Origin of the sequence: Mesorhizobium sp. M1295 (assembly GCF_040318135.1) — a bacterium.
Classification (GTDB): Bacteria; Pseudomonadota; Alphaproteobacteria; order Rhizobiales; family Rhizobiaceae; genus Mesorhizobium.
The window spans coordinates 1-20585 of record NZ_JAMYLU010000003.1; the positions used below are offsets into that span (position 1 = coordinate 1).

Annotated in this window: 17 protein-coding genes; 7 read left to right on the plus strand and 10 right to left on the minus strand. The window is 63.1% G+C overall.

What is annotated here, in order from left to right; translation table 11 throughout:
• Both NKH29_RS05305 and NKH29_RS05310 read left to right on the plus strand, forming a co-directional pair.
• The coding region (locus tag NKH29_RS05305; RefSeq protein WP_352999163.1) for an ABC transporter permease subunit at nucleotides 1–372 on the plus strand (372 nt) is incomplete at its 5' end.
• Between the two features lie 33 nt (nucleotides 373–405).
• The gene (locus NKH29_RS05310) at nucleotides 406–1407 is read left to right on the plus strand and encodes an Ldh family oxidoreductase (protein WP_352484390.1); all 1002 of its coding nucleotides are present in this window, start codon (nucleotides 406–408) and stop codon (nucleotides 1405–1407) included.
• Nucleotides 1408–1464: 57 nt separating this feature from the next.
• Here the strand turns inward: NKH29_RS05310 and NKH29_RS05315 are convergent, their stop codons facing one another.
• Entirely contained in the window at nucleotides 1465–1734 is a 270-nt protein-coding gene (locus NKH29_RS05315; RefSeq protein ID WP_352484389.1) for a hypothetical protein, read from the minus strand.
• A 243-nt stretch (nucleotides 1735–1977) separates the two neighbouring features.
• Between NKH29_RS05315 and NKH29_RS05320 the strand changes: the two genes are divergently transcribed.
• Nucleotides 1978–2952 carry a complex I NDUFA9 subunit family protein gene (locus tag NKH29_RS05320; protein ID WP_352999165.1) on the plus strand — a complete coding sequence of 325 codons (975 nt, stop codon included), beginning with the start codon at nucleotides 1978–1980 and terminating at the stop codon, nucleotides 2950–2952.
• A 27-nt stretch (nucleotides 2953–2979) separates the two neighbouring features.
• Here the strand turns inward: NKH29_RS05320 and NKH29_RS05325 are convergent, their stop codons facing one another.
• A complete protein-coding gene (locus NKH29_RS05325) occupies nucleotides 2980–4353 on the minus strand; it encodes a cytochrome P450 (RefSeq protein WP_023718033.1) in 1374 nt (457 codons plus the stop codon).
• A gap of 184 nt (nucleotides 4354–4537) precedes the next feature.
• Here NKH29_RS05325 and NKH29_RS05330 point away from each other — a divergent pair, with 184 nt between their 5' ends.
• The 4 genes from NKH29_RS05330 to NKH29_RS05345 all read left to right on the plus strand — a co-directional run bounded on the left by NKH29_RS05330 (nucleotide 4538) and on the right by NKH29_RS05345 (nucleotide 11616).
• Nucleotides 4538–5107, plus strand: a complete 570-nt coding sequence (locus tag NKH29_RS05330; protein ID WP_023718034.1) for an NADPH-dependent FMN reductase — start codon at nucleotides 4538–4540, stop codon at nucleotides 5105–5107.
• Between the two features lie 58 nt (nucleotides 5108–5165).
• Nucleotides 5166–7832: a caspase family protein gene (locus NKH29_RS05335; RefSeq protein ID WP_352789352.1), complete on the plus strand. Its 2667-nt coding sequence runs from the start codon at nucleotides 5166–5168 to the stop codon at nucleotides 7830–7832.
• A 146-nt stretch (nucleotides 7833–7978) separates the two neighbouring features.
• Nucleotides 7979–10450 (plus strand): DNA topoisomerase (ATP-hydrolyzing) subunit B, encoded by a 2472-nt coding sequence (gyrB, locus tag NKH29_RS05340; protein WP_352999166.1) that lies wholly within the window; start codon nucleotides 7979–7981, stop codon nucleotides 10448–10450.
• Nucleotides 10451–10698: 248 nt separating this feature from the next.
• Nucleotides 10699–11616 carry a hypothetical protein gene (locus tag NKH29_RS05345; protein WP_023718037.1) on the plus strand — a complete coding sequence of 306 codons (918 nt, stop codon included), beginning with the start codon at nucleotides 10699–10701 and terminating at the stop codon, nucleotides 11614–11616.
• Between the two features lie 103 nt (nucleotides 11617–11719).
• Here the strand turns inward: NKH29_RS05345 and NKH29_RS05350 are convergent, their stop codons facing one another.
• From NKH29_RS05350 to NKH29_RS05385, 8 genes are all read right to left on the minus strand, one after another.
• A complete protein-coding gene (locus NKH29_RS05350; protein ID WP_352484386.1) occupies nucleotides 11720–13186 on the minus strand; it encodes a hypothetical protein in 1467 nt (488 codons plus the stop codon).
• Between the two features lie 140 nt (nucleotides 13187–13326).
• The gene (locus NKH29_RS05355; RefSeq protein WP_352484385.1) at nucleotides 13327–14724 is read right to left on the minus strand and encodes an NAD(P)(+) transhydrogenase (Re/Si-specific) subunit beta; all 1398 of its coding nucleotides are present in this window, start codon (nucleotides 14722–14724) and stop codon (nucleotides 13327–13329) included.
• A 6-nt stretch (nucleotides 14725–14730) separates the two neighbouring features.
• Complete coding sequence (locus tag NKH29_RS05360; RefSeq protein WP_036244434.1) at nucleotides 14731–15153, minus strand: NAD(P) transhydrogenase subunit alpha part 2; 423 nt, start codon at nucleotides 15151–15153, stop codon at nucleotides 14731–14733.
• A complete protein-coding gene (locus tag NKH29_RS05365) occupies nucleotides 15153–16427 on the minus strand; it encodes a Re/Si-specific NAD(P)(+) transhydrogenase subunit alpha (protein ID WP_352484384.1) in 1275 nt (424 codons plus the stop codon). The genes NKH29_RS05360 and NKH29_RS05365 overlap by 1 nt, the downstream gene beginning before the upstream one ends.
• A gap of 81 nt (nucleotides 16428–16508) precedes the next feature.
• Nucleotides 16509–16733, minus strand: a complete 225-nt coding sequence (locus NKH29_RS05370; RefSeq protein ID WP_023718042.1) for an aa3-type cytochrome c oxidase subunit IV — start codon at nucleotides 16731–16733, stop codon at nucleotides 16509–16511.
• Between the two features lie 236 nt (nucleotides 16734–16969).
• The gene (locus NKH29_RS05375) at nucleotides 16970–17119 is read right to left on the minus strand and encodes a DUF3096 domain-containing protein (RefSeq protein WP_023718043.1); all 150 of its coding nucleotides are present in this window, start codon (nucleotides 17117–17119) and stop codon (nucleotides 16970–16972) included.
• 125 nt (nucleotides 17120–17244) lie between these two features.
• Entirely contained in the window at nucleotides 17245–17928 is a 684-nt protein-coding gene (locus NKH29_RS05380) for an N-acyl amino acid synthase FeeM domain-containing protein (protein ID WP_245278538.1), read from the minus strand.
• Nucleotides 17929–18172: 244 nt separating this feature from the next.
• Entirely contained in the window at nucleotides 18173–20485 is a 2313-nt protein-coding gene (locus NKH29_RS05385; protein WP_023718046.1) for a putative bifunctional diguanylate cyclase/phosphodiesterase, read from the minus strand.
• Nucleotides 20486–20585: the final 100 nt, after the last annotated feature.

Consider the following 20585-nt stretch of genomic DNA (forward strand, 5'->3'; position numbering starts at 1 on the left):
ATCTCGTATGCCGGCTATGAAGGTGAAGTGATGCGTGGCGCCTTCGCCGGTGTACCGCATGGCCAACTCGAGGCGGCCCGCGCTTTCGGCATGAGCCGTTGGAAAATCTTCAGGCGAATATGGCTCCCGCAGGCGATCAGCCGGGCGCTGCCGACGCTGGCGGGTGAAACCGTTCTCCAGCTGAAAGCAACACCGCTGGTGGCAACGATAACCATGGTCGACATCTATGCCGTAGCCTCGCGGGTGCGCCAGGATCTCTTCGTCACCTACGAACCCTTGCTGCTTCTGGCGTTGGTCTATATGTCCATCACCGGTATCCTGGTGTTCGGCTTCCACCGGCTCGAGGCGCGGATCCCGAGCAAGCTAGGCTAAAGCTGTTAAAGTCGCGAATTCAGGGCAGCTACCATGCAACTCAGTCTCGACCAGGCGACAGGGCTGTGCCGGATGGCCGCACTTGGCGCCGGCGCCAACGAAGAGGCGGCGCAGTCGCTGGCTGCCTCGATCGTCGCGGCCGAGGCTGAAGGACTGTCGACCGTCGGGCTGTCGCATTTCATTGATTATCTCGAAGCGCTGGAAGCCGGCCGTATCGACGGCAATGCCGATCCTGTCATCACCAGGCCAGCGCTCGCGGTTTATCTCTCCGATGCCCGCGGCGGACTGGCGCATACCGGTTTCGACCGCACGATCGATGACCTCGCCAAGGCGGCGCGGCTGTTCGGCGTTGCCATCTTTTCGCAGAAGAATGCCTATACGTGCGGCGCGCTCGGCTATTTCACCGGACGGCTGGCCGCGCAGGGATTGGTGTCGTTCGCCGCGACCAACGGCCCGGCCGTGCTTGCCGGCTCGGGCTCGGTCAAGCCGGTCTACTGCACCAACCCGATGTCCTTTGCCGCACCCGCCGCGGACGGGGCGCCGCTGGTCATCGACCAGTCGTCGAGCGCCACCGCCTTCGTCAACATCCGCAAGGCCGCCGAGGATGGCAAGAAGATCCCCGAAGGCTGGGCTCTGGACGCCAGCGGCAATCCAACCACGGACCCGGCAGCCGCCATGAAAGGCGCCATGCTTGCCTTCGGCGGCCAGCGCGGCGCCAACATCGCGCTGATGGTCGAGGTACTGGCTGCGGGCCTGTCGGGCGCCAACTGGTCCCTCGATGCGCCATGGTTCAGCGGCGGGCCGGACAGTCCGGGAACCGGCCTGTTCGTGCTCGCCGTCGAGCCCAAGCTGCTCGATCCGGACTTCGAGAAACGGATGAAGGACCAGCTCGACCGGTTGCGGCGGCGCTATGGCGTGCATTTGCCGGGGCGTGCCCGGGCCGAGGCCGCGGAGAAGGCGGCGGCGCGCGGCATAAGCGCGCCGAAAGCCGTGGTGCAACGCATTTCCGAATTCGCCGCGCGCTATTCGTCCTGAAGAAATTCGTTTGTCCGATGAGCGGCTGAGGAGGCCGGCCGATCCGGCAGCGCGAGCCTACTTCCCGCAATAATGATCGTTGATGACGTTCGCCGCATTCGCGTCCGGTCCTACCCTGTTGTAGGAGCAGGGTTCGGCGGCCGTCGTGAACAGGTGGTTGTCATAGTAGCGCGGGCCGCCGAACAGGAACTCGATGATGTCGCCGTTGGCGGGAACATAGCGTTCGGGTTGAGCTTGGTGGTGATGCCGGTTTCCAGCGAATGCCGAGGCGCCAATGCTGCAGCCTGCTGCTAAAGCCAGAGCGAAGATCGCAACGCGTTTTGTCATTGGCAATATCCTTCATTCGGAATCAAACCATACATCTAAAATCGCCGACCGAACAAAGGTTCCTGTTTCGAATGGAGTTACCGCAAAGCCGGGCCTCGGCGGAGTTTTCTGCCGTTTCGAGCGGATCCGTAAAATCATGCTTCAACAATGCCGGGCGACCTATGGTCGCCCTTTGCCTTTGGCGCGAAACGGACTATGAAACGGCTTCAACCAAGCCATCTGGATAGCCCGCCGGAGCCAGCCATGACCGAAATCCTGCAGACCCCAAAGCTCGTCGTCGTCTTCGGCGGCTCCGGCTTTGTCGGTCGTCATGTCGTGCGGGCGCTGGCCAAGCGCGGCTACCGCATCCGGGTCGCCTGCCGCCGGCCCGATCTCGCCGGCCACCTGCAGCCGCTCGGCAATGTCGGGCAGATCCAGCCGGTGCAGGCCAATGTCCGGGTGCGCTGGTCGGTCGACCGCGCCGTGCAAGGCGCGGACCATGTCGTCAATCTGGTGGCGATCGCGCATGAGGCCGGCCGGCAGAAATTCACTGCCGTGCATGAGTTCGGCGCGCGCGCTGTCGCCGAGGCGGCGCGCGCCGTCGGCGCCGGCCTCACCCACATCTCGGCTCTGGGCGCGGATCTCCACGCACAATCGGACTATGCGCGTACCAAGGCGCTCGGCGAAAAGGCGGTTCTGGAGACGATCCAGGACGCCGTGATCTTGCGGCCATCGATCAATTTCGGGCCGGAGGACGGTTTCTTCAACCGCTTTGCCAACATGGCCCGCTTTTCCCCAGTCCTGCCGCTGATCGGCGGCGGTCAGACGAAATTCCAGCCGGTCTATGTCGGCGACGTCGCCGAAGCGGTGGCGCACTCGGTCGACGGCAAGGTCCAGGGCGGCCAGATCTATGAGCTCGGCGGGCCGCAGGTGCTCAGCTTCAAGGAATGCATGCAAGAGCTGCTTGTCATCATAGAACGCAAGCGGTTTTTGCTGCCTATGCCGTGGTGGCTGGCGAACCTCCAGGCATCAATTCTCGGGCTGCTGCCAAATCCGTTGTTGACCAAGGACCAGGTCCTGCTGTTGCGCCAGCACAATGTCGTGTCGGATGCCGCCGTCAAGGACAACAGGACGCTCGCCGGCCTCGGAATCCAGCCACGGTCGATCGGAACCATCCTGCCCAGCTATCTCTGGCGCTACCGCGCCGCGGGCCAGTTCCAACGCAAGTCCGCCGCATAGTACCGGCGCGAATGGACGTTCAGCCGCTTACGAGGCGCGCCGGGTGACTTGCATCGGCAGCCCGCCTTGCGGTTGCGTCGTCAGCTTCTGCACCGGCCAGGGGCGGGTCTCCGCGGTGGTGTCGAAGCGGTAGCGCGACAGCATGATCGCCAACGCAATGATCGCCTCCTGCATGGCGAAGCTGGCACCGATGCAGACGCGGGGGCCGGCGCCGAACGGCAAATACTGGAAACGGTCGATCTTTTCGCGATTCCCCGGATGAAAGCGCTCCGGCATGAAAGCGTCCGGTCGGTCCCATAATTTCCTGTGGCGATGGACGACCCACGGCATCACCAGCACCGCGGCGCGGCGCGGTATATAGAGGCCGTTCCAGGTTTCGGGTTCGATCGGTTCGCGGTTGATCGACGGCGCCGGCGGATAGAGCCTGAGCGCCTCGTCGAAGGCGGCACGGGTCAGCGGCATGGCGTCGAGCCATTTCGTCGGGTCGGGCTCACGCGCCAGCACAGCATCGATCTCGTGCTCGATCTTTTCGCGCTCCCACGGCGCTTCGGCAAGGCAGTAGAGCGTCCAGCCGAGCGCCCTGGCTGTAGTCTCATGGCCGGCGCCGATGAAGGTGATGATGTTGTCCTCGACCTCGGCCCGGGTCAGCCCGCCCGGTCCCTCCGCCTTCAGCAGCAGCGTGAGAAAATCCTGCGGCACCGTGTCCGGAGCGCGCCTCAGCCGCGCCTCGCGCATCTGCACCGTGTCGGTTACGATCTTGCGGAAGTAGGCCATGGTCTTGCGGCCGCGGATGCGCGTCAGGCGCGGCAGCCAATCGGGCGCACGCAAAAGGTCGAGCGGATCGACCCGGCCCATCGTCTCGAACAGGCGGTCGATCTCCTTGGCGAAGCTGCCCGGCTCGCCCGATATCTCGCCCGAAAACAGCGTCTCAGCCAGGATGTCGAAGGTGAGCAGCGTCATGTCGTGGGCGATATCCGACGTGCCACCTTGCTCGTAACGGGTGACGAATTCGAGCGTGCGTTTCAGCATCGGCTCGGCGAAGCCGAAAATGTGACGCGGCGTGAACACCGGCGCCATCGCCTTGCGCGAACGCCGCCACACCTCGCCTTCGGCGGTCAGCAGCCCGTCGCGCAGGATCGGCCGCAGGATCTTCTGGCGCACCGTCGCCATCTTGTAGTTCTTGGCGTTGTCGACCAGCACATGGCGGATGAGGCCGGGATCGTTGGCGATGACCAGCGGCCCACCGACGCCGTTCACCGAAATCCAGGGCTCGTTGTAGGTCGCCTCGCCCCACAGTTCGAGCGGATTGCGATAGACGATGCGGATCATCTCCAGCGTCGAAGGCGGCGCGGTGCGCGGCTTCGGCGCCGGCGGGACGAAGGGGACGGGCTGACTGTCCATGGCTTGCTCCGCTGACCCCTCAATGTAGTGGCTGGCAAGGCAAGCGTCCATGTGGCCGGACGACAAGGCGAAGCATCCGCTCTCTGGAATGTGACCGGGGCACCGGAAAGTGCCTGCTTGCTGTGTCCGGCTGTGTGTCTTAGGTGGCAGCACCACAGATGCCACTAACCGGCGGGAGCCTGCCTTGAAGCACCAGTTGAACGTCATCATCGGCAGCACGCGGCCGGGCCGCGCCGGACCCGTTTTCGCAAGGTGGTTGGAAAGTTTTGCGCGCGAACACGGCAAATTCGAGCCATTGCTCACCGATATCGCCGCCTTCAACCTGCCGGTGCTGGACGAGCCGCATCATCCTAGACTCGGCAGATACGAAAACAGCCACACGAAAGCCTGGTCGAAAGCAATCGACGCCGCCGACGCGTTCGTCTTCGTAGCGCCGGAATACAATTATTTCGCAGCCCCCGCGATCGTCAACGCGGTCGACTACCTGCTCAGGGAATGGCGATACAAGCCGGCCGCCATCCTCAGCTACGGCGGTGTCTCCGGTGGCTTACGAGCGGCGCAGGCGGTCAAACCGTTGCTGACCGCGGTCGGCGTCATGCCGATTCCGGAAGGCGTGGCGCTCCCGATGTACCAGAAGCTGCTCGACGAGACCGGCGCCTTCCTGCCCAGCGAGCAGGTGCTCGGCGGAGCCAAGACCATGCTGGACGAGCTGTCCCGCTGGAGCGAAGCGCTGAGGCCGATGCGCGCCAGCTAACAACGCGAACGGCCGGGCTTGCCGATGCCATAACTTGCTCATGCCATAAAGAGATGGAATGCTCCGGGAAATGACCGGGCCGGGGCGGTTCGATTTGCGTCTTCTGTTTGCTTTGCTGCTGATCCTCTCGACGGCCTCCGGTGCCATGGCGGAGCGGCGCGTTGCGCTGGTCATCGCCGAGAACGACTACCGGCTGATCCGGCCGCTCGCCAATCCCGTCAATGACGGCGAGGTCATGGAAACGGTGCTGAGGAAGCTCGGTTTCGAGGTCTTCCTCGAAACCAACCGCGACCTGCGGCGCATGCGCCGGGCGCTCGACGATTTCCGCGAGGATGCTAAAGGCGCCGACGTGGCACTGGTGTTCTTCTCCGGCCACGGCGTCGAGATCGCCGGCGAGAATCGGCTCCTGCCGGTGGATGCAGACGCGTCGTCGCTCGCTACGCTGGAAGGGACCAGCCTGCCGCTGGAGGAGATCCGCGCGGCCGTCGCCGCCACCAGCAAGGTCGGACTGATCGTGCTCGATGCCTGCCGCAGCGATCCGTTTGCTGCCACGGGCGGCGAAGGCCGCGGCGCAACGGCGCTGGTAAAAGAGGTCAGCGACAAGGTCCGGCCGGGTCTTGGCCGCATCGGGCGGGCAGAAAACATCCTGTTTGCCTTCTCGGCGGCGCCCGGCGAGACCGCCTCGGATGGGACCGGCCAGAATTCGCCGTTCACCGCGGCGCTGACGAAATACCTCGGCACCGAGGGTCTTGAGATCCGCTCCGTGCTGACGCTCGTGCAGCAGGAGGTCTACGATCTCTCGCGCGGCAGGCAATTGCCCTATGTCGAGAGCGGCCTGCCGCAGTTGTTCTTTGCCACGACAGCCAAGGAGAAACTGCCGGAGCGCGAACGCTTGTTGCTGGCCATGGCCGAGGTGACGCCCGCGATGCGTGGCGAGGTGGAAAAGATCGCCAGCGACGCCGACATGCCGCTGGCACCGCTCTATGGCGCGTTGATCAGTTCCGATGCCGGCCGCCTCTCCGCGGACAGTCTGAACGCCAGGCTGCGTGAGGCAGCCGACGCCTTCGTCAAGGTGCGGAGCGAAATGCGGACGCTTTCCTCCGACGATCTCAGAGTGGCAGCGTTGCGCCGGCAGGCGGAAGAGCAGCTTTCGCTGGGAGCGTTCGATGCCGCGCGGAAAAAGCTTGCCGAAGCAGCCGAGATCGACAATATCTCGCGCAACGCGCTGAAGGCCAATTTCGTCAGTCGCACGCTTTCCGAAGCCGCGACGCGCTATTTGTCCGGCGGGGCAGCGCGCGCCGACCTCGACTACGCCACAGCCATCAAGGATTATGAATCCGTGCTCACGCTTTATGGCGAAGCCGGACAGGTGGTGCTGTCGCTCGACGACGCCGACCGCTTGATCCGCACGCTGGACGAGCTCGGCAAGCTCTATACCACGGTCGGCAACATCGATGCTGCTGGCCGCGCCTTCGAGGCGCTGCAAGCCGATCTCGAGCGGCGGTCGCGCCACGAAACCGATCCCAACGTGAAGCGCGACTTCGCCGTCAGCCACGTCAAGCTCGGCAACGTGCGGATGGCGCAAGGCAATCTGCCGGCAGCGCTGCAAAACTATGAAACGGCCAAGACCATTCTGCAGGACCTGACCGAGGCAGAGCCGGACAATCTGGAGTGGTTCGGCGACCTCGCCATGACCGACGACAAGATCGGTAACGTGCTGGCGACGCAAGGTGATCTGGCCGGCGCCGCACAGGTCTATCAGGAAAGCCTGTCGATCAAGAAACAGCTCGCTGCCGGAGAGCCCGACCGTGCCGAACTGCAGCGCGACCTGACCATCACCTATGATGAGATCGGCCACCTTGCCCATGTCGCAGGTCAACTGGACAACGCACAGGCGGCCTATCAAGAGAGCCTGAAGGTGCGGCTGGCGCTGGCGGCGGACAGACCGGGAGACGCCGATCGGCAGCGTGACGTCTCGGTCAGCCACGATACGATAGGCGACCTGCTGCGCGAACGCGGCGACGCCGCTGGGGCGCTGACGGCCTACAAGGAAGGCCTGGCGATCGTCAAGCAACTGGCGAAACGCGATCCGGACGACACCGAGCTGAAACGCGACCTGTCCGTCGGCAACGCCAAGGTCGGCAACGCGCTGAGCGACCAGCAGAATTGGCCGGCGGCACTTTCGGCTTATCGTCAGGCATTCTCGCAAGCCAGCGCGCTCGCCGCCGGCGACCCGAACAACACCGATTGGCAGCGCGACCTGTCCGTGTGCCTCGAGAAGGTCGCCGGCGTCCTGGCGATACAGGGCGACCACAAAGGCGCACTGAAAGCCTATCTGGACAGCTACGCGATTGCGGAGAGGCTGGCGAAGCTCGATTCCGCCAATTCCGACTGGCAGCGGGACTTGTCGATAACGCTGTCCGAAGTCGCCACGCTCCGCCTCAGGCAGCGCGACGTCAGGGGAGCCCGGCAAGCCCTTCAGGACAGCCTTGCCATTCGCGAGAAACTTGCCCAGTCAGATCCGGACAACGCCACCTGGCAGCGCGACCTGGTGCTTGCCTATATCGACTACGCCCAAGTCGCAAAGGACCCGAAAGCCGTCCTTTCCAAGGCACTCGACATGACGCTGGAGCTCGACCGGACCGGTCGGCTGGCGCCGCGATACAAGTTCATGATCAAGTTTTTGCGTGAGCGGCTGGCCAGGATCGAAGCCAGGCGCCGGTAGCGGGTTCACGCGACGGTCATTCCGTTCGGAAATGCCTGCAAACCTTGGAAAAACCGCCTTTTGCGCCTATATCTACGACATTAGGAATGCGCGATTCGACGCCGATTTTTCGCGCTCTGCACACGGCACCAATCAGACAGGTTTTCATGAGCGACCAGACCGACATCGCCAACGGCGTTGAAGCCGAATACGGCGCCGATTCCATCAAGGTTTTGAAGGGCTTGGACGCCGTTCGCAAGCGGCCGGGCATGTATATCGGCGACACCGACGACGGCTCGGGCCTGCACCACATGGTTTATGAGGTGGTCGACAACGCCATCGACGAAGCACTGGCGGGCCATGCCGACCTGGTGACGGTGACGCTCAATCCGGACGGCTCGGTGACGGTCATCGACAATGGCCGCGGCATTCCGACCGATATCCACACCGGCGAAGGCATTTCGGCGGCCGAAGTGATCATGACGCAGCTGCATGCCGGCGGCAAGTTCGACCAGAACTCCTACAAGGTGTCGGGCGGCCTGCACGGCGTCGGCGTGTCGGTCGTCAACGCACTGTCGGCCTGGCTGAAACTGAAGATCCGCCGCAACGGCCAGATCTACGAGATGAGCTTCACGCATGGCGACGCCGACGCACCGCTGCGCATCACCGGCAGTTATGAACAAGACAAGCTCCCCGGCACCTATGAAGGGCGCAGCGGCAGCGAAATCACGTTCTTGCCGTCGTCCGAGACCTTCACCATGGTCGAGTTCGACTATGGTACGCTGGAGCACCGGCTGCGCGAGCTCGCCTTCCTGAACTCCGGCGTGCGCATCGTTTTGACCGATGCCCGCCATGCCGACATCGTGCGCCATGAACTGCACTATGATGGCGGGCTGGAAGAGTTCGTCCGATATCTCGACCGAACGAAGAAGCCGTTGCTCGACAAGCCGATTTCGATCCGCGCCGAGCGCGACGGCATCACCGTCGAAGTCGCCATGTGGTGGAACGACAGCTACCACGAGAACGTGCTGGCCTTCACCAACAACATCCCGCAACGTGACGGCGGCACGCATCTCGCCGGTTTCCGGGGTGCGCTGACACGCCAGATAACCGGCTATGGCGACTCCTCGGGCCTGACCAAGAAGGAAAAAGTGGCGCTGATCGGCGACGATTGCCGCGAAGGGCTGACCGCGGTGCTGTCGGTCAAGGTTCCCGACCCGAAATTCTCCTCGCAGACCAAGGACAAGCTGGTGTCGTCCGAGGTTCGCCCGGTGGTCGAAGGCCTCGTCAACGAGGCGCTCGGCACCTGGCTCGAGGAGCACCCGACCGAGGGCAAGGCGGTCATCGAGAAGGTCATCCAGGCCGCTGCCGCGCGCGAGGCCGCGCGCAAGGCACGCGACATCACCCGCAAGAGCTCGCTCGGCGTCACCTCGTTGCCCGGCAAGCTGGCCGATTGCCAGGAGCGCGATCCGGCGAAATCCGAAATCTTCATCGTCGAGGGCGACAGCGCGGGCGGCTCGGCCAAGGGCGGCCGTTCGCGCCAGAACCAGGCCATTCTTCCGCTGCGCGGCAAGATCCTCAATGTCGAGCGCGCCCGCTTCGACCGCATGCTCGGCTCCGACATGATCGGCACGCTGATCACCGCGCTCGGCACCTCGATCGGCAAGGACGAGTTCAATGCCGACAAGCTGCGCTACCACAAGATTATCCTGATGACCGACGCCGATGTCGATGGCGCCCATATCCGCACCTTGCTGCTGACCTTCTTCTTCCGCCAGATGCCGGAACTGATCGAACGCGGTCATCTCTATATCGCGCAGCCGCCGCTCTATAAGGTGACGCGAGGGAAGAGCTCGCAATATATCAAGGATGAAGCCGCCTTCGAGGAATTCCTGATCGGCTCGGGGCTGGAAGAAGCGTCGCTTGCGCTCAGCACGGGCGAGGTGCGGGCCGGACAGGATCTGCGCGGCGCCATCGACGATGCCCTGGCTGTCCGCCAACTCATCAACGGATTGCATACGCGCTATAACAGAGGCGTGGTGGAGCAGGCAGCGATTGCCGGCGCGCTCAACCCCGAAATCTTCACCGACCTCGGTCGCGCCAACGAGATGGCCGAGCGCGTTGCCCGCCGTCTCGACATTATCGCCGAGGACACCGAGCGCGGCTGGACAGGCCGCATGTCGACCTCCAACGAGGGCGTCGGCGGCTATGTATTCGAGCGCACGGTGCGCAGCGTCAAGGAGTTCGCGCATCTCGACCTGGCGCTGATCAATTCCGCCGACGCACGCCAGCTCGACCGCTATGCGCCGCGCCTGGCAGAAATCTATGGCGAGCCGCCGGTGCTGCGCCGCAAGGATGTCTCCGAAACAATTTCGGGGCCGCTGGCACTGCTCAATGCCGTGTTTGCCACCGGCCGCAAGGGTCTGACCATGCAGCGCTACAAGGGCCTTGGCGAAATGAACGCCGAGCAGCTCTGGGAAACGACGCTCGACCCGAATGTGCGCTCGCTCTTACAGGTCAAGGTCAATGACGCGACTGACGCGGACTCACTGTTTTCGCGACTGATGGGCGACGAGGTTGAGCCAAGGCGCGAATTCATCCAGGAAAACGCGCTGTCGGTCGCCAATCTGGACATCTGAGCCGCCATCCAGAATACCCAGCCTGCAGGCATGAAGTGCATTGGTGCATCTTGGCGCACCGACGCCGACTGCTGCACCGCAACAAAGATCACCGAGGATCTCCCGGAACGGAAAGTCTTTCAAGGCATTGTAGTTGATCACAATCGCCGCAGGAGGCATTCATGGGACGTGGCATTTTGCTCTGGCTTCTCGGAGTCCCGATTCCGATCATTATTCTGATTCTGCTTTTTGCAAGGTAGGAGGCTTCCATGCCGTCCACCCTAACGACTACCGAGGTTTCCGCACCGACGGAATCCTCATCCCCCGCCGTCAGCTGGGGACCAATCGTCGCCGGCGCCTTTGCTGCGTCGACGCTTACCTTCATCTTGATGCTGCTCGGCTCCGGGCTTGGACTTAGCATGGTGTCGCCATGGTCCGGCTCGGGTGCGTCAGTCACAACTTTCGCCGTTTCCACCGCCGTCTGGCTGATCGTCGTGCAGTGGCTGTCGTCGGCCCTCGGCGGCTACCTCGCCGGACGCCTGCGCACCAAATGGGTCGGCATCCACACCGATGAAGTCTTCTTCCGCGATACCGCTCACGGCTTCCTGGCCTGGGCGCTGGCGACGCTGCTCGTCGCCGGCGTGCTCGGCACGGCGCTTTCGGCCGCGATAGGTACCGGTGTCCAGGCCGCTTCGACTGTGGCATCCGGCGCGGCAATGGGCGCTTCGGCAGGTGCTGCTGCAAACGCTGGTGGCGCCTCGACTGACAACGCCACATCGTATTTCGTCGATACGCTGTTCCGCCCGGCCGATCCGGCAAGGCTCGCTGCCGCCAATCCGGAGAGCGACGCCGCGGCAACGGCGCAGGCATCGCGCATTCTGATCGCGAGTGCCGCAGCAGGCGAAATATCGGCCGACGACAAGACCTATCTGTCGCGGCTGGTGGCCGCCCGCACGGGCCTGTCCGAAGCCGATGCCACCGCTCGCGTCGATGCGGTAATCGCCAAAGCGCAGGAGGCCAAGGTCAAGGCCCAGCAGGCGGCCGACACCGCCAGAAAGGCAGGCGCCACCTTCTCACTGATTGGCGCGCTGTCGCTGGTCGTCGGGGCTTTCATTGCCAGTGCGGCTGCAGCACTTGGCGGCAGGCAGCGCGACGACGAGGAAGCGATTTTCCTGACCAATCGTTGATCGGCGCCTAAGCGAACTCGGTCCGCTTCGAAGATTACCCCGAAGCGGACCTTGCTTTGAGCTGTCGGCGCAGCATTGTCGTGCGTTGCTCGCCACCGACAGCTCAGTCCCCCAGCTTGCGGCCGAGATCGACCGCATCGCGCAGCACGGCAAGGTGCGAGCGCGGCACGCCGGACGGTGCGTTGGCCTCGACGCCGCTCGCCGTCAACGACCAGTAGAGCGTGTGTGTGAAGACGCGGCCGAGCGAGCCGCGCAGCTCGACCTGGATGTTTTCCACGCCCGGACCAAAGTTCTCCGTCATCGGCCCGGAGATCGGGTCGCCGGTCAACCAGCCATTGCCTCTGTCGAAAATGTTGGTCCAGCGCATCGCGGCAAACATCGCGCCATGATGCACCGCCCGCTGTGGCTTGCCCGAATGGCTGCGGCCTTCCTGATAGAGCATAGTCCCGCCCGCCGCCCTGTCGGCGATCGGCGGGCATGCCGAGAACAGCCGCTCGGCGATGCCGCGCCTGAACTCGGCAAGATTGTAGGTCACCAGAAACTCGCTGTGGGTCAGCGGACTGCCGAGCGTGACGAAATCGCTGATCTTCCACGGCAGCGGATGATCGGCGTCACTGTCGCGAAGCTGCCGGTAGAGTTCCCATTGGCCGCGCCGGAATGTGGGGAGGTCATCGAGGCGGTCGGGCCAGGCGGAAGCATCGGTGGCCAGCATCGCCTTATCGACGGCGTGGATCGCCTTCAGCCTCGCTCTGTCGCGAATGGCTTCCAGCTTTCGAGGCCTGAAATCGGCCCATAATATCTGCAACAGATCATAGGCTATGATCGACCCCAGGCTGTGCGAGACCAGCACGATGCGGTCGTAGGCGTCGTCCACCATAAGGCGCTTCAGCAGCTTGAGGCCACGCTCGCGGACCAGCGCGCGCTTCTCGACCGTCGCCGCTTCGGCCCGCACATAGGCGGCGGCATCGCCGAAATAGGGCAGGCCAAACTGGTCCACCGACCAGATAACGAACGACGCCAGGACGGTGACAAGCACGCCGGTCGTCCAGGAGATATAGCCTTGCCAGGCCGACGTTGCGAGCGCCAGCGCCGCGCCAAGGACGACGATGGTGGCCAAAAGCGTGACGACATAGAGTTTGCGCACATCGCGCGGAATATCGGCGGGCTTGCGCCAGAGCAGGGTCGTCACCCAGGCAGCAAGGCGGCTCCGGGTCGTGCCCTGGGTGATGTCGGCCCAGTAAAGCTCGTAGAAATCGGTGCGGCGGCCATCGACATCATACGGTGTGGTGATCCGGCGAAGCTCGTGCGAATTGGTCCGGCTGTCGGGCGTGATCCAGCTCTGGTTGATCTTCGCACCCATTGGGTCGGCCGGATCAGCGACATGGGCATAGAACGGAGCACGGGCCGGATCGTGGCTCCAAACGGCCTGGACAAATCCCCTCAACGTGTCCATGGGCCGCTGTTCGCCCATACCGTGCACGACCACCACCGCCTGGCTGCGCTTGCGCGGCACCTTCTCTGCTGCGGTCAGATCGGCGGCCGGCGACGCGGCAGAACCAGGGTCGGGCACAGCACCTCCACCGATGACGCCGTTAGACAAGACGACGGGTCGCTATCGTAGCTTCAGAACCGGTAACAGCCAAGAAAAAGCCCGGCGCGGAGCCAGGGCTGTATTTCGACGACCGGCAGTGAGTTGGCAACGACGCCGTTTCAGTGATCAATCGCCTTGACGATCTCCTCGGTCATCTTCTTGGCGTCGCCGAGCAGCATCATGGTGCCGTCCTTGTAGAACAGCGTGTTGTCGATGCCGGCATAGCCGGACCCGAGCGAGCGCTTGACGAACAGGCAGGTGCGCGCCTTGTCGACGTCGAGGATCGGCATGCCATAGATCGGCGACGATTTGTCGTCGCGGGCGGACGGATTGGTGACGTCGTTGGCGCCGATGACATAGGCGACATCGGCCTGCGCGAACTCAGAGTTGATGTCCTCCAGCTCGAACACTTCGTCGTAAGGCACGTTGGCTTCCGCCAAGAGCACATTCATGTGGCCGGGCATGCGGCCGGCCACCGGATGGATGGCGTATTTGACGTCGACGCCGTTGGCCTTGAGCTTGTCGGCCATTTCGCGCAGCGCGTGCTGCGCCTGGGCGACGGCCATGCCGTAACCCGGCACGATGATGACCTTTTGCGCATTCATCATCAGATAGGCGGCATCCTCGGCAGAGCCCTGCTTGACGGTGCGCTCGATGCCGTCGTCGGCAGCGGCTGATGTCTCGCCGCCGAAGCCGCCGAGGATGACCGAGATGAAGCTTCGGTTCATGCCTTTGCACATGATGTAGGACAGGATGGCGCCCGATGAGCCGACCAGCGCGCCGGTGATGATCAGCGCCAGATTGCCGAGCGTGAAACCGAGTGCCGCCGCTGCCCAGCCCGAATAGGAATTGAGCATCGATACGACCACCGGCATGTCGGCGCCGCCGATCGGGATGATGAGAAGGACGCCGAGCACGAGCGAGGCGGCAACGATCAGCCAGAACACCAGCTTGGACTCGGTGGTGACGAGCAGCATGATCAGCACAATGAGCGCTATGCCCAGGGCTGCGTTGATGAAGTGACGGCCGCCGATCATGATCGGCTTGCCCGACATGCGGCCGTCGAGCTTCAAGAAGGCGATGACCGAGCCGGTGAAGGTGACGGCGCCGATGGCAACGCCGAGGCTCATCTCGATCAGCGCCTGGGCATGGATATCGGCGACGGTGCCGATGCCGAAACTTTCCGGCGCATAGATGGCGGCGGCCGCCACCATGACCGCGGCAAGACCGACCAGCGAGTGGAAGGCGGCGACCAGCTGCGGCATCGAGGTCATGGCAATGCGCCGTGCCGTGACCGCACCGACCGAGCCGCCGATGGCGAGGCCGAGCACGATCAGCGCAAAGCGGCCGGCGGAAGGGGTGGCCAGCGCCAGCGTCGTGACAATGGCGATGCCCATGCCGATCATGCCGTACATGTTGCCCTGGCGGCTGGTGGTCGGATGCGACAGGCCGCGCAATGCCAGGATGAACAGGATGCCGGAGACCAGATAGAGGAAGGAGGCGAAGTTGGCGTTCATAGCGGCCTACTTTTCCTTCTTCTTGTACATGGCCAGCATGCGCTGGGTGACGAGGAAGCCGCCGAAGATGTTGACCGATACCAGCATCAGCGCAACAAAGCCGAAGCCGGTGGCGATGCCCGAGGCCGAGATGCCGACGGCAAGCAACGCGCCGACGACGATGACGGAGGAAATGGCGTTGGTGACCGCCATTAATGGCGTGTGCAGCGCCGGCGTGACCGACCAGACGACGTAGTAGCCGACGAAGATCGCCAGCACGAAGATGGCGAAGCGGAAGACGAAGGGATCGATCGCGCCGCCGGACAGCGCGTGCGCGGCGTCACCAGCGGCCTCGGTGCCGGGCGCGGTGGCCAGGTTCTGGACCGCAAGGCGGACGGCAGCTGTGGCCTGGTCGAGCTGGTCGAGGGCTTTCTGCAGGGTCTGATCCATCACGCGATCCCTCCGGTGGTCTTGGGCTTCCTCGAAGCGGCCGGCCTCTTCGCAGCCGGCTTTGCCGAAGCCTCGGCAACCATCGTCTTGGCCGGAATGGCCGGCGGTTCGACATGTTGGCCCTTTGGCGGCTCCTGCTCAGCCCTGACGAAGGCGGGATGCACGACCTTGCCGGCATCGGTCAGCATGGTTGCCTTGACCAGCTCGTCGTCGCGGTTGATGGCAAGCGTCTTCGTCGCCTTGTCAACCAGCGTCTCGAGGAAGGCATAGAGGTTTCTCGCATAGAGCAGCGAGGCGGAGGCGGCGACGCGACCGGGAACGTTGAGATGGCCGACGATCTTTACCCCGTTGGCGGTGGTCACCACCTGCCCCGGAACGGCGCCCTCGACGTTGCCGCCACGCTCGACCGCAAGGTCGACGATCACCGAGCCGGGTTTCATCGAGGCGACCATTGCCGCAGAAACCAGCTTCGGCGCCGGCCGGCCCGGTATCAGCGCGGTGGTGATGACGATGTCCTGCTTGGCGATGTGCTCGGCGGTCAGCGCCGCCTGCTTGGCCTGATACTCCCTGGACATTTCCTTGGCGTAGCCGCCGGCCGTCTCGGCCGCCTTGAATTCCTCGTCCTCGACCGCCAGGAACTTTGCGCCGAGCGAAGCAACCTGCTCCTTGGCAGCCGGGCGCACATCGGTGGCGGTGACCACGGCGCCGAGGCGGCGCGCGGTGGCGATGGCCTGCAGACCGGCGACGCCGACGCCCATGATGAAGGCCTTCGCCGCCGGTACCGTGCCAGCCGCCGTCATCATCATCGGCAACGCCCGGTCATATTCGGCAGCCGCGTCGATCACCGCCTGATAGCCGGCGAGGTTCGCCTGGCTGGATAGAACGTCCATCGACTGGGCGCGGGTGATGCGCGGCATGAACTCCATGGAAAAAGCAGTAGCACCGGCCCTGGCCAACGCGGCGACGCCGGCATCGTTGCCATAGGGATCCATGATGGCGATCACGGCAGTGCCCGGCCGATAGACTTTCAGCTCGGCATCGCTCGGCCGGCGCACCTTCAGCACGACATCAGCCCTGGAAACATCGCCGGCCTTGCCGATCGCGGCGCCGGCCTTGGCAAACTCCTCGTCGGGAATGCGCGACGCCGCGCCGGCGCCAGCTTCGACGACCACGTCGAAACCCAGCGCCGCCAGCCGCTTCACCGTGTCGGGCGAGGCCGCGACGCGCGGTTCGTTCGCGTCGAGCTCACGAGGGATGAAAACCGTCTGTCCCACCGCATGATCCTTTCGGCCGCAACCCGTTACCGCAAGACGCCGGCCGGCCCCCGGCGGCGTCCTCGACAAAAATTGGAGGAGTTATCGGAGAATAAAGGCGCCGACGGCCAGGATCAGAACGAACAGGATGGTCCCCGAGAAGAAGCCGCCCACAAAGAAGCCGAACGCCATGGCCAGAAGCACTGCGGCGCAAAACAGCGACCCGTATTTGGCCAGCATCAGGAAGCCGGCATAGGTGCGGTCGTGCTCGGCATAGTCCATCTTCGCGCCCAGTTCGACAGGACCGGTCGGCGTGTGTTCAGCCATAGGAATACCCCTTCGAAGACATCTTTCAGGCACATAGCGAAAAGCCGCGTTAAGGGCAATGGCGCTATTGCCGCATCGCCGCAGCCAACAGTCTCAAGCGAAACTTGAAATCGCTGCGTCAATGATGTGGCGCAACGTGCGCAGCGGCTATGACTGACCCAACCCCTGAAACGAGGCGGGTCGGAGCGCGGCGATACCAATCACAATGGATGGCAGGTCCGCTATTGCCGATGTCGTTAGCTGGCGAGATGCGGGAACAGCCCGAGCAGGCCGACAACGATCAGATAAAGGGCGACGATATAATTGAGCAGCCGCGGCATCACCAGGATCAGCACGCCTGCAATCAGTGAGATAAGCGGGGTGAGGGCGAGCGTGGAAATGGTCATATCGGTTCCTTTGATCGGATGGCTGTCGAAGCGATACGTGGCGGATATCGGCCGTGCCGACCTACCACCAGCACCCTTGCCGTTATCCAGAACGCCGAAGCTACCGGAAGGCTCCATGGGCTCGTTCAGGCGGCTTCGCGAAAATACTTGGCGGTTGGCAGGATGGTCAGCGGAGCGAGTTCGCCGGCACCGGGCGCATTGAATAACATACGCTGCTCCATTGGCGTCGAACGGAAGAATGGAAAGCGCGACAGCGACCGTTCGCGAATAGCGCCAACATCAGCACGGTAGAGCACGACCTTGTTATAGACGCCAGGATAGGCACGAGGCTCACTGATCTTCTCGGCGTAGTAGATCCGCTTGTAGAAGCCGGCGTGATCCTCGCGGATGGTCGAAAGGCAATAGGGCGCGTTGAAGTGAAAACATGCCATGCCGGCGAGCCGCAGCGTGAGATAGGGTATTTGCGGATAGACGCGCGACCATTCCGGGTCGGAGGCGAACCGACTGGGGCAGACGAAGCTCATGCCCTCCTCGAGCATCGGCATGACGATGTCACCGAAAGCTTTGGTGGAAGGCGATCTTGGCGTCGACAGCGTTACGTGATGAATACGCAGTGTGCTGACGAGTTCCTGGTCGATGTAGACACCGAACCGGAAGACGTTAGGCACCTCGTCGAGTTCGTCGTGAATGGTGTGGTTCTCGTTATCGGGAACCATATCGTTGGAACGGTACGACTTGTAGCGCAGGCGATAGATGTCCTCGAGATCCTCGCCCTTGTCGCAACGGCGGTATTCCGTCCGCTCCAGCATCGCCGAAACATTCCTGGCGAAACTAGACATAGTTTCGGACGAATTTTCACCGCCCGCGCTCGCCGCATGGCCGAGCGAACTCAACTGGGCACACATGAACTCTATTCCCCGCGATTACCGCCACCAGCCGACACTACGGACGGGTCATGAGATGTAAAGATGAAAATAAGTACGAGCTCGTTTACCGCTCGTTAAGGTTAACAATTAATAAAATTATACTAAAATACGCGGTTTTCAGCGCAAATCAGCGCCGCGGCGCCTTCCTTGCGGTCTGGATGTCTTTGGCGAATGGCCAGACGGTGCTTGACATCGTCTCGATGCCGGACGCGCTGAGTGCCGACCCGAACAGAAAGCCCTGGACCAGGTCCGGCTTGACCTGCAATGCTAGGATCTTGAGCTGTTCGAAGGTCTCGACACCTTCGACGGTAACCGAAAGTCCCAGCGGCCGTGACAGGTTGACGATGCCCTTGAGCAATTCGAGCGACCGGCTGTTCTGGGTAACGTCGATCAGGAACGAGCGATCGATCTTGATCTTGTCGAGCGGCAGTTTGTGGAGATAGCTGAGGCTCGAATAACCGGTACCGAAATCGTCGAGCGCGATGCGAACGCCGAGCCGCTTCAATTCCTCGATATATTGGCGTGTCAGCGACTTGTCATCGAGCAGCGCCGTCTCGGTGACCTCGATCTCGAGGCGGTCGGCCGGCAGACCGGAACCGGCCAGCGCATCGCGAACCTTCTGGATGACATCACGATTGCGGAAATCCTTGGCCGAGAGATTGACCGACACGCTGGTCTGGGCCGGCCATTTGGCGCATTCCGTGCAGGCCGCATGCAGGACGAAAGTGCTGATGTCGGAAATGATGCCCATTTCCTCCGCAAGAGGAATGAAGATACCGGGGGAGATCGGCCCGAGGTCGGGATGATCCCAGCGGCACAGCGCCTCGCAACTGGCGATCCGCATCGTGTTCATCGCGACGATCGGCTGGTAGACGACTCGCAGCTCCTTGTTTTCCACCGCACTGCGCAGATCCGCCTTCATCAGCTGGCGGCTGCGGAAGGCAGCGTCCATGGAGGCCTCGAACAGCCGCCAGCCGTTCTTGCCAAGCTCCTTTGCCTTGTAGAGTGCAAGGTCGGCCTTGACGATCATGGCATCGACGTCGGTATCCCTGACCCGCGAGAGCGCCGCACCTCCGCTGGCCTGGATGCGCAATCCGTGGCCGGCGACATCGACCTCGCCCTGTAGATTGACAAAGATCTCATCAACCTGGCCGGTCAGATGGCTTTCATCTTCGATGCGTTCGAAGAAGATCATGAACTCGTCGCCGCCGAAGCGGCTGACGGTGATACCTGGCCCGGCGATCGCGGCCAGCCGCTCAGCGACGGCGTAGATCAAACCGTCACCGACCGGATGGCCGAGCGTATCATTTACGCTCTTGAAATCGTCGAGGTCGAGCACGACCAGCCCGCAGAGACGATCCGGATCGCCCGAGGCCATGGCCTCCACGACCAGCTCATGGAAATAGGCGCGATTGGGCAGACCGGTGAGACTGTCGTAGCGCGCCATGAAGCGGATCTTGTCCTCCGCCTCGACGCGGGCGGTCACATCCTCGAAAGTGATGACGCCCAGTTCCTGGCTGCCTTCCCGGGCAGAAAATTCATAGTGCTGGCCGTTGGCGAGCGAGACCAGAACCTTGCGGTCGCGGCCCTCGCGCAGGGCGCGCGTCAGTTGGGCTTCGATGTAGCGGCAATCCTTCGGCGCCAGCATGCCGCCGGCAACGCCGCGCATCAGCAGACCGTGGATCGACCGTCCGAGCAAGGCATCCGGCGATTTGAGCGACATCAGGTGCGCGGCTTCGGCATTGGCCACCGCTACCCGGCCGTCCGGACCGAGCATGACAAGACCATGCGACATGGTGTTGAGGGCGCGGTTGAAACGCTGTGCGATGCGGTTCGCCTTTTTTTCCTCCGAGACGGCGGCAAAAAGCACGTCGCGGACCGTGTCGGCGAATTTGCGAATAGCAAACAGGAATGGGGCGGACAGGAGCCCGAGAAGGATGTGGTAGATATCGCCACGTAAAAGGAACCCCAACGAGATCGGCCACGTCAAGGCAAGCGTCAGGATGGTGACCATGCGCGGGGAGCCATAGTTGCGCCCGGCAATGGAGGTGGCCGTGGCCAGCGTCAGGCAGACGGAGGCGATCTCAGCGAAATTGTCGCGCGCAAAATAGATGCCAAGCAGGCAGAAGGCGCCAAGCGTGAGCCCGTGCAAGGAGCCATAGAGGATGTAGTCGTTCTCGCGCTTGTGCGCCTCTTCCCAGGTCGCCGGCGGGGGCAAGCTGTTGTATTTGCGGAAGTTTCTCATACGGAAGATGCCGACGAGAACCATCGCGATCGCGACAAGCAGATAAAGCGGGTCGCCGCTTTTCCACCAGACAAGGCCGATCAGGAAGGTCTGCGCGACAATGCCGATCGAAAGCGTAACGCCGTCGCGAAACAGAGTTTCCACGAACGGAATGTAAACGTCGACCGGAATCTCGTTTTGTCTTTTCAGATTCACGCCTGGATCCCAACCCTTGGGAACCCAGCAGTGTCACATTGGCCTTAAGAAAGGTTTAGAGAGGCGGTTTGAGACCTGCCGGGATCCCCCGCTGACGCTG